The sequence below is a fragment of the Pseudomonas sp. ICMP 561 genome (genome assembly GCF_002699985.1).
Classification (GTDB): Bacteria; Pseudomonadota; Gammaproteobacteria; order Pseudomonadales; family Pseudomonadaceae; genus Aquipseudomonas; species Aquipseudomonas quasicaspiana.
On the sequence record NZ_LKBT01000012.1, the window covers coordinates 383,253 to 398,776 of the forward strand.

General features: G+C 58.2%; 7 protein-coding genes. All 7 read left to right on the forward strand.

All coding sequences use genetic code 11. The features are described from left to right. Positions 1-4 precede the first annotated feature (4 nt). The 7 genes from AO242_RS12045 to AO242_RS12075 all read left to right on the forward strand — a co-directional run bounded on the left by AO242_RS12045 (position 5) and on the right by AO242_RS12075 (position 15,239). On the forward strand, positions 5-1,738 hold the full coding sequence (locus AO242_RS12045) for an autotransporter assembly complex protein TamA (protein WP_099268832.1): 1,734 nt from the start codon (positions 5-7) through the stop codon (positions 1,736-1,738). Beyond that, on the forward strand, positions 1,735-5,424 hold the full coding sequence (locus AO242_RS12050) for a translocation/assembly module TamB domain-containing protein (RefSeq protein ID WP_099268833.1): 3,690 nt from the start codon (positions 1,735-1,737) through the stop codon (positions 5,422-5,424). The genes AO242_RS12045 and AO242_RS12050 overlap by 4 nt, the downstream gene beginning before the upstream one ends. A gap of 158 nt (positions 5,425-5,582) precedes the next feature. Further along, entirely contained in the window at positions 5,583-6,083 is a 501-nt protein-coding gene (tpx, locus tag AO242_RS12055; RefSeq protein WP_095093918.1) for a thiol peroxidase, read from the forward strand. Positions 6,084-6,242: 159 nt separating this feature from the next. Continuing rightward, entirely contained in the window at positions 6,243-7,553 is a 1,311-nt protein-coding gene (locus tag AO242_RS12060; protein ID WP_099268834.1) for an MdtA/MuxA family multidrug efflux RND transporter periplasmic adaptor subunit, read from the forward strand. Next, positions 7,550-10,660, forward strand: coding sequence for an MdtB/MuxB family multidrug efflux RND transporter permease subunit (locus AO242_RS12065; protein WP_099268835.1), 3,111 nt, complete (start codon positions 7,550-7,552; stop codon positions 10,658-10,660). Before AO242_RS12060 ends, AO242_RS12065 begins: the two co-directional genes overlap by 4 nt. Continuing rightward, entirely contained in the window at positions 10,657-13,764 is a 3,108-nt protein-coding gene (locus AO242_RS12070) for a multidrug efflux RND transporter permease subunit (RefSeq protein WP_099268836.1), read from the forward strand. Before AO242_RS12065 ends, AO242_RS12070 begins: the two co-directional genes overlap by 4 nt. Continuing rightward, on the forward strand, positions 13,761-15,239 hold the full coding sequence (locus tag AO242_RS12075; protein WP_099268837.1) for an efflux transporter outer membrane subunit: 1,479 nt from the start codon (positions 13,761-13,763) through the stop codon (positions 15,237-15,239). The genes AO242_RS12070 and AO242_RS12075 overlap by 4 nt, the downstream gene beginning before the upstream one ends. The last annotated feature ends 285 nt before the right edge of the window (positions 15,240-15,524 follow it).

Sequence of the window (15,524 nt, forward strand, 5' to 3'; positions counted from 1 at the left end):
CGCCATGAAGTTTCTTGCAATGTTTACCAGCGGTTTGATTCTTGGTGTATCCAGCGTCACGGCGTTCGCCGAAGGACAGCTGGATGTAAAGGTCACGCCTGCCAATTCCGCGCTCAAAGCCAACATCGAAGGCTATGTGGGCAGTCCCGGCGAGCGTGATGCTGACAGCCTGCAGCATTTCAGCATCGGTGCCGAAGAGCAGGCGCAGCGCGCAGCGCAGGCGCTGGGTTATTACCAAGCGAAAATCACCAGTGAAGTAAAGACCGGTAAAGACAATCAGCCACACCTGGTTATCAAGGTTCAGCCGGGTGAGCCCATTCATTTGCGCAACGTCACGGTACGCATTGAAGGCGAAGCCGCTTCACTCAAGGCATTTCGGGTCCCCGAAGGCGATGCGCTGAAAAGTGGTGCGGTGCTGAATCATGGTCATTACGAAGACGCCAAGCGCCTGATCCTGAATCAGGCATCTCGCTATGGTTTCTTCTCCGGTCGGTTCATCCAGCAGCGTCTCTCGGTCGATCCTGCTGCCGGTATTGCCGACATCGATCTGGTTTACGACAGCGGTCCACGCTATTCGCTGGGCAAAGTCAGCTTCAGTGGCGACGCGCCTTTTGATGACGACTTGCTGAAGCGCATGGTGCCGTTCAAGGAAAACACGCCTTACGATTCCGAACTGATTGCCGAACTGAATCAGGCGATGCAAACCAGTGGCTATTTCGAGGGCGTGCGTGTGGATGCGGCGCCGACCGCCGCTGTGGGCCAAGAGATTCCTGTCACTGTCCAGCTGGAGACACGTAAACCTCGCACCATGGGCCTCGGGCTGGGTTATTCAACGGACGTCGGACCGCGGGGCAAGGCCAACTGGACCCGGCACTGGGTCAATCCCCAAGGCCACAGCTACGGCATCGAAAGTGAATTGTCTGCACCGCGTCAGAACGTCGGCCTTTGGTATGACATCCCGCTGGACCCGCCGCTGACTGACAAGCTGCGCTTTGCAGGTGGCTATCAATACGAAGAGATCGCCGGGACTGACACGCTGAGCAAGCTGCTCACGGTTGGCCCGGAATGGCACAGCAAATTACCCAGCGGCTGGGAGCGGGTCGTCTCATTGAAGTGGCAGCGCGAGGAGTATCGACTGGGCAATGATTCGGGCCTCAGCACGCTGCTGATGCCGGGCGTCAGCTATTCCTATCTGCGAAGCGACAACCGCATTGATCCGCACAATGGCTATCGCCTGCAGTTCGACGCTCAAGTGGCCAAGGAAGGGCTGATGTCCGATTCGAACCTGCTGCATGGCAATGTGTTGCTGAAGGGCCTGACCACGCTTTGGGACAATCACCGCTTCCTCGCTCGCGTGCAGTTTGGCGGTAATGCCACCAATGGCTATAAATCGATCCCGCCGTCTCTGCGCTTCTTCGCGGGTGGTGACCAAAGCGTTCGCGGTTACGACTATCAGACGCTTTCACCGGAAAACTCCGACGGTGACCGTATTGGCGGACGTTACATGGTGGCGGGCAGTGTCGAATACCAATACTCCATCGCTGAAAAATGGCGAGTGGCGACCTTCGTCGATCAAGGCAACTCTTTCGATACGCTGGAATTGCCAAGCCTCAAGACTGGCGTCGGCATTGGCGTGCGCTGGGTTTCACCGGTAGGTCCGTTGCGCCTGGATCTGGCTCATGCACTGGACGATGACGGCGGCATTCGGCTGCACTTTTCCATGGGGCCTGAGCTATGAAGCCGTTGAGTTGGCGACGTTCGCTGAAAGCGCTTGGGTTGGCCCTGCTCGTCATTGTCCTGTTGGTGTTTGTCAGTCTGTGGGGGCTACTGGGCACTGAGACGGGTAGCCGATGGGTGTTGGCACGCGTACCGGGTTTGCAGCTGCAAAACTTCAATGGCCGCCTGGGCGGGCAATGGCAGGCTGATCACTTGATTTGGCAACAAGAGGCCACTCGAGTCGAAATAGACAAACCGGTGTTGGACTGGTCGCCTGGGTGCCTGCTGAAAATGACCCTGTGTATCGAGCAGCTTCACGCTGATCAGGTTCGCCTGCAACTGGCCCCGGCTAACGATGCAGCGCAAAGCGAACCTTTGCAGTTGCCCGATCTGAAGCTGCCTTTGGCGATCCGTCTGGGCGATGTGCGTATCGGCAGTGTGTCACTGGATGGCAACGAGCAGGTCGCCGACCTGAAACTGGCCGCGCACTGGACCGCAGAAGGTTTGCGTCTGGATAACGTTCATGCGCGTCGGGATGATCTGGTGCTGGATCTGGCCGGCCTGATTCAGCCGTCCGGGGAGTGGCCTTTGTCCGCCACCGGTTTAGTGAAACTACCTGACATCGACGGTCGCGCCTGGACACTCAATCTGGATATCCAGGGTGATCTGCTCAAAACCCTGCAGCTCAAGGGCATCAGCAGTGGCTATCTGCAGGGCTTGCTGGACGGCGAACTGCAACCGCTGGCGGAGAACCTGCCCGCACAGTTAAGGATCAGTGCCGAACCGTTCAAAGCGACCGGCTCATTGCCGGATACCCTGCAACTCAATCAGTTACTACTGGATGCGAAGGGCGATCTTCAAAACGGTTATGAGCTACAGGGCTCGGCCAGTCTGCCTGCCGAGCAAGGTCCTGTGGCTCTGGCACTCAACGGGCGCGTTGATGCCAAGGGTGCAGTGATCGAGGCTCTTGATCTGAATGCCAGTGCCGAGCAGCACTTGAGTCTCAAAGGGGCGTTGAACTGGGAACATGAGTTTCGTGCCGATGCGAAGCTCGACTGGCTTGATTTCCCCTGGCACCGCTTGTATCCACTGATCGAAGAACCACAGGTGGCCTTGCGCAAATTCACTGGGGAAGTGTCCTACACCGACGGTAAATATCTGGGAAATTTCAACGCCAATCTTGACGGTCCGGCAGGTGCGTTCAGTCTTGTGAGTCCATTCAGTGGTGATTTGACTCAGATCTTCCTGCCGCAGTTGGAAATGGTTGCCGGGCAGGGTAAGGCCACAGGGCACCTGAACCTGCAATTTGCCGATGGCATCGGCTGGGATACTGCACTGGACCTGAGCGCCATTGACCCTGCCTATTGGGTCGCACAAATGCCGGGCACGCTGGCCGGACCGCTGCGCAGCAAAGGGCAGATCAGAAACGAGCAGCTGAGCCTGAGTGCGGATCTGGACCTCAAGGGCCGTCTGCGTGGTCAGCCTGCGGCTTTGCAGGTCAAAGCTGATGGCGCGGGTGACAAGTGGAATGTCGGCGCGCTTGAGGTACGCCTCGGGGATAACCGGGTTCAAGGCAATGGAAGCCTCCAGCAGCGTCTGCTGGGTCAACTGGATATCAACCTGCCAAGATTGGGACAGCTATGGCCGGGGCTGCAAGGACAGGTCAAAGGCCGTCTTGATGTGGCCGGAACGTTGAACGCGCCCCAAGGCCAGTTGGGCATGCAAGGCTCGCAATTGGCCTTTCAAGGCAATCAACTAAAAACGCTGAACGTGAACGCCAGACTCGATAACGCCCAGCGCGCCAATGTCGATATCAAAGGCAATGGTATTCAAGTCGGCGACAAGCAGCTGGGCACTCTTATTGTTGATGCTCAGGGCGATATCAAACGCCAGCAGATGAAGCTCGACTTGCAGGGGCCGCTGCTAAAACTGGCGCTGGGTCTGGACGGCAACCTCGACAAGGGCAACTGGCGCGGAAGGCTGTCCAGTGGCGATGTGCAGACGGGGGGGCAACGCTGGCAATTGCAGCAGCCGGCCAGGCTGGAGCGTCTGGCTGACGGCAAGGTGAACTTTGGTGCACATTGCTGGCTCTCCGGCGCGGCCAGTCTGTGTGGTGAAGATCAGCGCCTGATGCCCGAACCGCGTCTGCGTTACCACTTGAAGAATTTTCCTCTCGACAGTCTGGCTCAGTGGCTTCCAAAGGATTTTGCCTGGAAAGGCGCGCTTAATGCTGACGTCCAACTCGATGTGCCTGCCGCCGGCCCTAACGGCCAAATTACGGTGAATACCAGCGGTGGAGCGCTGCGCATCAAAGAGAAGGAACAATGGCTGGACTTCCTTTACGAGAGTCTGGTTCTGACCAGCAAACTGACCCCGAAACTCATCGACAGTCGCCTGGATTTCCGTGGTGGAAAGCTTGGGACGTTGCAGGTAAACGCCCGCATTGATCCGCTGGCGCAGAACAAGACCTTGAGCGGCGATTTCAACCTGAGCGGGCTTGATCTGTCCATTGCCCGCCCGTTCCTGCCCATGGTGCAGAAACTCAATGGGCGACTGAATGGCAGCGGACGTTTGTCTGGTGGTCTTCTTGCGCCGCAAGTGAACGGCAGCGTAAACCTCAGTGGTGGCGAGGTATCCGGGCCAGAGTTGCCGATGAGCGTGCAGGATTTGCAGATTCAGGCGTTGATCGCCGGAGAAAACGTTCAGCTCGACGGCATCTGGAAAAGCGGCGATACCGGGGTAGGGCGTCTGGCCGGGCAGATTGGCTGGAGTCAGGCGTTGGCGGTCGATCTGAGCGTCAAAGGTTCGCGTCTGCCAATCATGGTTGAACCTTATGCCAGACTCGAAGCTGCACCTGACCTGAAAATCTCCATGCAGGGCGGTCGTCTGGGCATCTCCGGCAAAGTATTGATTCCCCAAGGCACGATAACTGTTCGTGAGCTGCCGCCGTCCACAGTCAAGTTGTCAGGCGACACCGTGATCGTTGGGCAGCAAACGGAGGAGGGCGAGCCGCCACTGGCGATGGCCATGGACATCGACGTTCAGGTCGGGCAGGAAAAGCTGAGCTTTACAGGCTTCGGGTTGACCGCCGACCTTGCGGGCCGGGTGCACATTGGTGACAACCTGGACACTCGCGGCGAACTCAACCTCAACAATGGCCGCTATCGCGCCTATGGGCAGCGATTGACGATTCGCAAGGCACGGCTGTTGTTTGCCGGGCCAATCGATCAACCGTATCTGGATGTGGAGGCTATTCGGCAAACAGATGATGTCGTGGCGGGCATCCGGTTGTCGGGCAGTGCCGAGCAACCGACCACTACCGTATTCTCCGAGCCCGCCATGAGTCAGGAGCAGGCGTTGTCCTACCTGGTGCTGGGAAGGCCGTTGAACAACACGGGCGAAGACAGCAACATGATGGCCCAGGCTGCCTTGGCGCTAGGGCTGGCGGGCAGTGAGTCCACCACTGGCAAGCTGGCCAAGGATCTGGGTATTCGTGACTTTGAACTGGACACCTCGGGCTCGGGGGAAAAAACCAACGTCGTCGCCAGCGGTAAAATTACCGACAAGCTTAGTTTGCGCTATGGCGTCGGGGTGTTCGAACCAGCGAATACCATTGCCCTGCGCTACATGTTGAGCAAAAAGGTCTACCTGGAAGCTGCAAGTGGTCTGGCCAGTTCGCTGGATATTTTTTACAAACGGGATTTTTGACAAAACCCATGTATCTGCTGGAATTGGGGTGCTCCCGCAGGCGCACGCGTTCCAGAGCAGTACGCGATTTTATTAACAACCACCTGCACTCTAGGTCGATCAACACTTTCATGGTTAACTTCTCCGTCTAATCAACCCGTGGAAAAAGGACTCAGTTCATGGCTCAAGTGACTCGCAGAGGCAACCCTGTCCAAATCAATGGCGAACTGCCAAAAGTCGGCGCTGCGGCCCCGGCCTTTTCGCTGGTCGGCGGTGATCTGGCTGACGTGACCCTGGCTGACTTTGCTGGCAAGCGCAAAGTGCTGAACATCTTCCCAAGCGTCGACACACCGACCTGCGCAACTTCCGTTCGCAAGTTCAACGCCCAGGCCAATGACCTGACTAACACCGTCGTGCTGTGTATTTCTGCCGACTTGCCGTTCGCACAGGCGCGCTTTTGCGGTGCGGAAGGTCTGGAAAACGTGAAAAATCTCTCCACCCTGCGTGGCGGCGAGTTCATGGAAAACTACGGTGTTGCCATTGCTGATGGTCCGATGGTTGGTCTGACCACTCGCGCTGTCGTCGTACTGGATGAGAACGATAAAGTGCTGCACAGCGAACTGGTCCCGGAAATCGGCCAGGAACCCGACTACGATGCAGCATTGGCCGTATTGAAGTAACACTTGGCAATACCTGGACGGCCTGAATATGTTCAGGCCGTTTTCGTTTACGCTTCAGCTGTTTAACAAAGGTAAGGACAAAGTAAATTGCCGGTAAAGGCGCTTTGCTTGTCACGCATCTGTGCTTATTGTTCAGCCTCCTGAAAAGCCCCATCCGCAATGGTTGATTTATTCATGCAATCGTCTGGCCCCCGTAGTTCCCGTCGCTGGCTCATCAGCCTGTTGGTCCTGTTGATTATCGTCGGCTTGTGCTGGTGGTTGTGGCCTGCATCTGCGCCGGGCAAAGACGGCGCGCACCGCAAATCAGGCAGTACGGCCGAAAGTGGCGTGGCGCGTCCTGGCTTTGGTGGTTCTACTATTCCCGTGCCGGTTCGGGTGGCTCCGGCAGTGCTGGGCGATTTCCCGATTTACTACAAGGCCTTGGGCACCGTGACCGCGATGAACACCATCAATGTGCGCAGCCGGGTGGCGGGCGAACTGGTCAAGATCAACTTTCAGGAAGGGCAAATGGTCAAGGCCGGGGACTTGCTGGCCGAGATTGATCCACGCAGTTATCAGATCGCCCTGCAGCAGGCGGAAGGTACGCTGGCGACCAATCAGGCTCTGCTGAAAAACGCCCAACTGGACGTGCAGCGCTATCGCGGTCTGTATGCCGAAGACAGTATTGCCAAGCAGACGCTGGATACCGCCGAATCGCTGGTCAATCAGTATCAGGGCACGATCAAGACTAACCAGGCAGCGGTAGGTGACGCCAAACTCAATCTTGAATTCACTCGCATTCGTGCCCCGATTGCCGGGCGTATCGGCCTCAAGCAGCTGGACGTCGGCAATCTGGTGGCGGCCAATGACACCACGGCGCTGGTGATCATCACCCAGACCAAGCCCATCACCGTTGCTTTCACACTGCCCGAGAAAGACCTGGCCAATGTGATTACCCGCTACCGCAGTGGCGACAAGTTGCCCGTGGAGGCCTGGGATCGTGGTGACTTGAAACAGCAGGCCCAAGGCGTGCTGGCGAGTCTCGACAACCAGATCGATGTGGCCACCGGAACTCTGAAGTTCAAGGCCCGCTTCGAGAACCAGAACGAAGTGCTGTTCCCTAACCAGTTCGTCAATGTGCATCTTTTGGCCGATACCCTCAAGCAGGCTGTATTGGTGCCTACCGCCGCGATTCAGTTCGGTACCAACGGCACCTTTGTGTACGCGATGGATGGCGACAACAAGGTCAAGATCCGCGCACTCAAGACTGGCGCCAACAACGAACAACTGACAGTGGTCAGCGAAGGGCTGTCTGCCGGGGATCGTGTCGTTCTGGAAGGCACTGATCGTCTGCGGGATGGCGCTACGGTAGAAGTGGTCAGCGACAGCAAGGATGTCCCGACGACCCCGGGTCAGCAGCTACAGGGTAAGCCGGGCAAGAGCACTGATGAGTCGGCGTCGGTTGGCAAGGCGGAAAGCACCCGCGCATGAACATCTCCAGACTGTTCATCCTGCGGCCGGTCGCAACGACCCTGAGCATGCTCGCCATCGTTCTGGCCGGTTTGATCGCCTACAAGTTGCTGCCGGTATCTGCACTGCCGCAAGTCGATTACCCGACCATCCGGGTCATGACCTTGTACCCGGGCGCCAGTCCGCAAGTGATGACCAGCGCCGTCACCGCGCCTCTTGAGCGCCAGTTCGGGCAAATGCCGGGGCTGAGTCAGATGGCGTCCACCAGTTCCGGTGGTGCGTCGGTGATTACCTTGCGATTCAGTCTCGACCTGAATATGGACGTGGCCGAGCAGTCGGTACAGGCCGCGATCAACGCTGCGACCAATCTTCTGCCCACTGATTTGCCGGCGCCTCCGGTTTATAACAAGGTCAACCCGGCAGACACCCCGGTGCTGACCCTGGCCATTACGTCCAAGACCATGTTGTTGCCCAAACTCAACGATCTGGTCGACACGCGCATGGCGCAAAAGATTTCCCAGATCAGTGGCGTCGGCATGGTCAGCATCGCCGGTGGCCAGCGTCAGGCGGTGCGGATCAAGGTCAATCCCGAGGCACTGGCCGCCAACGGCCTGAACCTTGAGGATGTGCGTACCTTGATTGGTGCGTCCAACGTCAATCAGCCCAAGGGTAACTTCGACGGTCCGACCCGGGTGTCGATGCTCGACGCCAACGACCAGCTCAAATCCCCTGAGGAATACGCCAATCTGATTCTGGCCTACAGCAACGGCGCGCCACTGCGTCTCAAGGATGTAGCGGAAATCGTCGATGGTGCCGAGAACGAGCGTCTTGCGGCCTGGGCCAACGAGAATCAGGCGGTGCTCCTCAACATCCAGCGTCAGCCGGGTGCCAACGTTATCGAGGTTGTGGATCGCATCAAGGCGTTGCTGCCGAGCATCACCGATAACTTGCCTGCGGGGCTGGATGTTGTGGTTCTGACGGACCGGACCCAGACGATCCGGGCCTCGGTCAAAGACGTGCAACACGAATTGCTTATTGCCATCGTGTTGGTGGTATTGGTGACTTTCCTGTTTCTGCGTCGATTCAGCGCCACGATTATTCCGTCGATTGCAGTACCGCTGTCTCTGGTGGGCACCTTCGGGGTGATGTACCTGGCGGGTTTTTCGGTCAACAACCTGACATTGATGGCCATGACGATTGCCACCGGTTTCGTGGTCGACGATGCCATCGTTATGCTGGAAAACATCTCACGGCATATCGAAGAGGGTGAATCACCGATGCAGGCGGCGCTCAAGGGCGCGAAGCAGATTGGCTTTACGCTGGTGTCGCTGACGATCTCCCTGATTGCCGTATTGATTCCGCTGCTGTTCATGGCTGACGTAGTAGGGCGGTTGTTCCGCGAGTTTGCGATCACCCTGGCGGTGGCGATCCTGATATCGCTGGTTGTGTCGCTGACCCTGACGCCCATGATGTGCGCCCGGTTGCTCAAGCGTGAACCCAGGGAAGAAGAGCAAAGCCGCTTCTACCACGCTAGCGGTGCCTGGCTGGACTGGCTGGTTGAAGCGTACGGCAACAAGTTGCGCTGGGTGCTCAAGCATCAGCCGCTGACGTTGCTGGTGGCGATTGCCACGCTGGCATTGACCGTCTTCCTTTACATGGTGGTGCCCAAGGGCTTCTTCCCGGTGCAGGACACCGGCGTGATTCAGGGGATTTCCGAGGCACCGCAATCGATTTCCTTCGCCGCCATGAGCGAGCGACAGCAGTCACTGGCGAAAATCATTCTGCAAGATCCCGACGTGACCAGTCTTTCGTCCTACATCGGTGTGGATGGCGATAACGCGACTCTGAACAGCGGGCGTCTGCTGATTAACCTGAAGTCCCACGGCGATCGGGATGTCACCGCAACCGAGATCATCCAGCGCTTGCAGCCGCAACTGGACAAGCTGTCCGGCATACGTCTGTTCCTGCAGCCTGTTCAGGACCTGACCATTGAGGACCGGGTCAGCCGTACCCAGTATCAGTTCAGCATGTCCTCCCCGGACGCCGAATTACTGAGTCTGTGGAGCGGTCGGCTGGTGGATGCGCTGAGCAAGCGTCCGGAACTGACGGATGTTGCCAGCGATTTGCAGGACAAGGGTTTACAGGTCTATCTGGCAATCGACCGTGATGCGGCGAGTCGTGTCGGCGTGACGGTGGCAAACATCACCGATGCGTTGTATGACGCGTTTGGTCAACGGCAGATTTCGACGATCTACACTCAGGCCAGTCAGTATCGGGTGGTGTTGCAGGCCGCATCTGCCAGCGAATTGGGGCCTCAGGCGCTAGAGCAGATTCACGTCAAGACCACCGACGGTGCACAGGTCAAACTGTCGAGTCTGGCCCATGTGGAACAACGTCAGGCGCAACTGGCGATAACACATCTGGGGCAGTTCCCGGCAGTCATGATGTCTTTCAACCTGGCGCCGAATGTTGCACTGGGGTCAGCGGTGGAGATCATTCAGCAGGTCGAGAAAGACATTGGCATGCCCATTGGCGTACAGACCGAGTTTCAGGGGGCAGCGCAAGCCTTCCAGGCTTCGTTGTCCAGCACCTTGCTGCTGATCCTCGCGGCTGTCGTGACCATGTATATCGTGCTGGGCGTGCTCTACGAGAGCTACATCCATCCGATCACCATTCTTTCAACATTGCCGTCAGCGGCGGTGGGGGCCTTGCTGGCGTTGCTGATCAGTGGCAACGATCTGGGCATGATTGCGATTATCGGCATCATCCTGTTGATCGGTATCGTCAAGAAAAACGCCATCATGATGATCGACTTCGCCCTCGATGCAGAGCGCAACCGGGGTGTGGATCCTGAAACAGCCATCTATGAGGCGGCTTTGCTGCGCTTCCGGCCGATTCTGATGACGACAATGGCGGCATTGTTTGGCGCCGTGCCGCTGATGCTGGCCAGCGGTTCTGGCGCTGAACTGCGTCAACCGTTGGGGCTTGTGATGGTCGGCGGCTTGATGTTGAGCCAGGTGTTGACCTTGTTTACGACACCGGTGATTTACCTGTACTTCGATCGTATGGGCCGCCGCTGGGGCCGGAAACCGGACGCTGATGCGCGTCTGGAGCAGGCCGACGCATGAACCTGTCCGGTCCTTTCATACGCAGGCCGGTAGCAACCATGCTGCTGAGCCTGGCGATCATGCTGTTGGGCGGCGTCAGTTTCGGCTTGCTGCCCGTCGCACCGCTGCCAAACATGGATTTCCCGGTCATCGTGGTGTCCGCCAGTTTGCCGGGTGCCAGCCCCGAGATCATGGCATCCAGTGTCGCGACGCCGCTTGAGCGTTCGCTGGGTTCGATTGCCGGTATCAACACCATGAGCAGTCGTTCGAGCCAGGGGTCCACACGGGTCATCCTGCAATTCGACCTGGACCGCGACATCAACGGCGCGGCGCGGGAAGTGCAGGCGGCGATCAATGCCTCGCGAAACCTGCTGCCCAGCGGTATGCGAAGCATGCCCACCTACAAAAAGGTCAACCCGTCCCAGGCGCCGATCATGGTCCTGTCGCTGACGTCCGAGGTGCTGGAGAAGGGCGAACTGTATGACCTGGCGTCAACCATCCTTTCCCAAAGCCTGTCTCAGGTCAGTGGTGTGGGTGAAGTACAGATCGGCGGCAGCTCGTTGCCTGCGGTACGTATCGAACTTGAGCCGCAGTTGCTTGACCAGTATGGCGTGTCGCTCGATGAGGTGCGGACGGCGGTCAACAACGCCAACGTCCGTCGTCCGAAAGGGGCAGTGGAAAACTCCCGGTATAACTGGCAGGTTCAGGCCAACGACCAACTGGAAAAAGCCTCGGATTATGAGTCGTTGATCATCCGTTATCAGGATGGCGCAGCGCTGCGGCTCAAGGATGTCGCGAAAGTCAGCGATGGTGTGGAGAACCGCTACAACTCAGGTTTCTTCAACAAAAAACCTGCCGTGCTGCTGGTTATAAACCGGCAGGCGGGGGCCAACATCATTGAAACCGTGGCGCAGATCAAGGCGCAATTGCCGGCCCTGGAGGCTGTCTTGCCCGCCAGCGCCACGCTGAAGCTGGCGATGGACCGTTCGCCAGTCATCAAGGCGACGCTGCACGAAGCAGAGATGACGCTGTTGATCGCGGTGATTCTGGTAATCCTCGTGGTGTACCTGTTTCTCGGCAACTTCCGGGCTTCGCTGATCCCGACCCTTGCAGTTCCGGTGTCGCTGGTAGGCACCTTCGCGATCATGTACCTCTACGGTTTTTCCTTGAATAACCTGTCGCTGATGGCGTTGATTCTGGCCACCGGGCTGGTGGTCGATGACGCCATTGTGGTCCTGGAAAACATTTCCCGACACATCGATAAAGGCGTTGCCCCGATGCAGGCGGCGTACCTCGGTGCCAAGGAAGTGGGCTTCACGCTGTTGGCCATGAACGTGTCGCTGGTGGCGGTGTTCATCTCGATTCTGTTCATGGGCGGGCTGGTGGAAAGCCTGTTCCGCGAGTTCTCCATTACGCTTTCGGCGTCGATCATCGTCTCGTTGCTGGTTTCCCTGACACTGACGCCTATGCTGTGCGCGCGCTGGCTCAAGCCGCATGTGCCGGGCAGCGAGAACAGGCTGCAACGCTGGAGCAACCGGGTCAATGACCGCATGGTGGCAGGCTACGACCGCAGTCTCGGCTGGGTGATGCGTCATCGACGTCTGACGCTGTTGAGCCTGTTGGTCACAGTGGTAGTCAACGTTGCGTTGTATGTGGTGGTGCCCAAGACATTCCTGCCGACTCAGGACACCGGGCAACTGGTGGGTTTTGTAAGGGGTGATGACGGCCTTTCGTTCACGGTCATGCAGCCGAAGATGGAAATATTCCGCGATGCGATACTTACCGATCCCGCTGTAGACACGGTGACAGGCTTCATCGGTGGTACCAACGGCACCAATAACGCGTTCATGCTGGTGCGGCTCAAGCCCATATCCGAGCGCAAACTCAGCGCCGAACAGGTCGTAGAACGTTTGCGCAAGGAAATGCCCAAGGTGCCGGGCGGGCGGGTGTTTCTGGCCCCTGATCAGGACTTGCAACTGGGCGGTGGCCGCGAGCAGACCACATCGGCCTATCAATACATTCTGCAAAGCGGCGATCTGAATGCGTTGCGTGAGTGGTATCCGAAAGTGGTGGCAGCGCTCAAATCCCTGCCGGAGCTGACTGCCATCGATGCCCGGGAAGGACGCGGTGCCCAGCAGGTCACGTTGCAGGTTGACCGCGACGCCGCCAAACGTCTGGGCATCGACATGGACATGGTTACCGCGGTGCTTAACAACGCCTACAGCCAGCGTCAGGTGTCGACGATTTACGACAGCCTCAACCAGTACAAAGTGGTGATGGAGGTCAATCCCCGGTTTGCTCAGGACCCGGCGACCCTTGAGCAGGTTCAGGTGATTACTGCGGACGGCAATCGCGTGCCGCTGTCGAGCATCGCACGCTATGAGCGCAGTCTGGCCGACGACACGGTTTCCCATGACGGTCAGTTTGCTTCGGAAAACATCTCATTCGATCTGGCCGAAGGCTATAGCCTCGATCAGGCCACAGTTGCCATTGAGCGCGCCGTCGCGGGGGTCGGCTTGCCTTCGGATGTGATCGCGAAGATGGCCGGTACCGCCGATGCGTTCGCCGCGACCCAGAAAAGCCAGCCGTGGATGATTCTCGGTGCCTTGCTGGCGGTTTATCTGGTGCTGGGCATCCTGTACGAAAGCTACATTCATCCGCTGACGATTCTGTCCACGCTACCGTCGGCCGGAGTAGGGGCCTTGCTGAGCATTTACGTGCTGGGTTCGCAATTCAGCCTGATCTCGTTGCTGGGCCTGTTCCTTCTGATTGGGGTCGTGAAGAAAAACGCGATCATGATGATTGACCTCGCGCTGCAACTTGAGCGCGACAGTGGCATGAGTCCCGAAGCGTCGATTCGCGCCGCCTGCCTGCAGCGTCTACGGCCTATTCTGATGACGACCATGGCAGCCATACTCGGGGCTCTGCCGCTGCTGTTGAGCACAGCGGATGGCGCTGAAATGCGTCGTCCACTGGGTCTGTGCATCATCGGCGGTCTGGTGTTCAGCCAGGTCCTGACCCTTTACACCACCCCGGTGGTTTACCTCTATCTCGACCGTTTACGCCATCGTTTCAATAAATGGCGTGGCGTGCGCACCGATGCCGCTCTGGAAACTCCGCTATGACCGCACAGCAGAAGATCAAATCCTTCAAACACCGGCCTGGACGCACGCTGTGTCTGGCGTTGTGTGCTGCGCTATTGAGTGCCTGCGCGGTCGGCCCGGATTATCAAAAGCCTGAAATGCCGACGCCTGCGCAGTTCAAGGCGGCTGAAGGCTGGACCCAGGCTGCGCCCAGTGATGCGATGGCCCGGGGCGCCTGGTGGGAGGTTTACGGCGACACGCAACTCAATGGCCTGGTAGAGAAACTCAACAGCTCCAACCAGACCGTCGCCCAGTACGAGGCTCAATACCGTCAGGCCAGGGCGCTGGTTCGCAGTTCTCGCGGGGCGTTCTTCCCGACTCTCGATTTCTCCGCTGGCAAAACCCGTTCAAGCCAGGGCACAGGCAGCAGCAGTTCGAGCCTGAGCAGTTCCAGCAGCGGTATTCGTGACACGTACAACACGCAGTTGGGCGTGAGCTGGGAAGCCGATATCTGGGGCAAGTTGCGCCGCGGACTGGAAGCCGACACTGCCAGCGCCCAGGCCAGTCTTGGCGACCTCGCTGCCATGCGGTTGAGCCTGCAATCAGAGTTAGTGCAGAACTACCTGCAACTGCGGGTGATTGACGAGCAAAAGCGCTTGCTGGAGGCCACTGTCGAAGCATATCAGCGCTCATTGACGCTGACCCAGAATCAATACCGCGCGGGTATTTCCGGGCGTGACTCTGTCGCACAGGCGCAAACCCAGCTGAAAAGTACGCAGGCTGATCTTATTGATCTGGTCTGGCAGCGTGCGCAGTTCGAGAACGCTATTGCCGTGCTGATGGGGCAGGCCCCGGCGGACTTTAATCTGGCGGCCAGCACCTCTATTCCGGCGCTACCAGCGATTCCACTGGAGTTGCCCTCGCAGCTGCTTGAGCGTCGCCCGGATATCGCCGCGGCCGAGCGTTCGGTGATGGCCGCCAACGCCAACATCGGGATCGCCAAGGCGGCGTATTACCCGGACCTCACCCTGAGCATGAGCGGTGGTTACAGCAGCAGTACATTCTCCAACTGGATCACCTTGCCCAATCGTTTCTGGTCGGTGGGCCCACAGCTGGCGATGACGCTGTTCGATGGCGGTCAGCGTTCGGCAGAAGTGGACCGCACCGAAGCGGTGTACGACCAGACCGTGGCGCAGTATCGGCAGACTGTCCTGACTGGCTTTCAGGAAGTGGAAAATTACCTGACCCAGCTGAAAGTCTATGAGGACGAAGCCAGCGTGCGCGCCGAGGCACTGGACGCTGCCCGTGAATCTCTGCGCCTGACCAGCAATCAGTACAAGGCTGGCCTCATTGGTTACCTGGACGTGGTCAACGTCCAGGCCACCGCCCTGAGCAATGAGCGCAGCGTGCTGACCTTGCTGCAAAGTCGTCTGATTGCCAGTGTTCAACTGATCGCTGCACTGGGCGGTGGATGGGATGCGCAGAGTGGTCTGGATATGCAGGCGGACAAGGATTGAGGGGACTGATTTTGCTCTGGTTATTCAAAGAGTGTGAATTCGAATGCGATCAAGCTGTGGGGGCAGAGCTTGATCTGGGCGGCATCTCGGCGATAAACGATAACGCGGAATGTCTCTAAGCTGCGTCTCATGCATCGCGGGCAAGCCCGGCTCCCACAAGGGATATGCGCCCACTCGTTCCAACAATAAATCCGTTACTTTAAAACACCAGCTGATGGCTATGCGCCATATTTTCGACGAGTGACCGCCACAACCCATTGAACAAACGGTAGAATCGGGTTTTTG

Excerpts from the sequence above, each read along its gene's own strand:
- tpx (WP_095093918.1), top strand. The coding sequence starts at position 5,583 with ATGGCTCAAGTGACTCGCAGAGGCAACCCTGTCCAAATCAATGGCGAA.
- AO242_RS12070 (WP_099268836.1), top strand. The coding sequence starts at position 10,657 with ATGAACCTGTCCGGTCCTTTCATACGCAGGCCGGTAGCAACCATGCTG.
- AO242_RS12065 (WP_099268835.1), top strand. The coding sequence starts at position 7,550 with ATGAACATCTCCAGACTGTTCATCCTGCGGCCGGTCGCAACGACCCTG.
- AO242_RS12075 (WP_099268837.1), top strand. The coding sequence starts at position 13,761 with ATGACCGCACAGCAGAAGATCAAATCCTTCAAACACCGGCCTGGACGC.
- AO242_RS12060 (WP_099268834.1), top strand. The coding sequence starts at position 6,243 with ATGGTTGATTTATTCATGCAATCGTCTGGCCCCCGTAGTTCCCGTCGC.
- AO242_RS12045 (WP_099268832.1), top strand. The coding sequence starts at position 5 with ATGAAGTTTCTTGCAATGTTTACCAGCGGTTTGATTCTTGGTGTATCC.
- AO242_RS12050 (WP_099268833.1), top strand. The coding sequence starts at position 1,735 with ATGAAGCCGTTGAGTTGGCGACGTTCGCTGAAAGCGCTTGGGTTGGCC.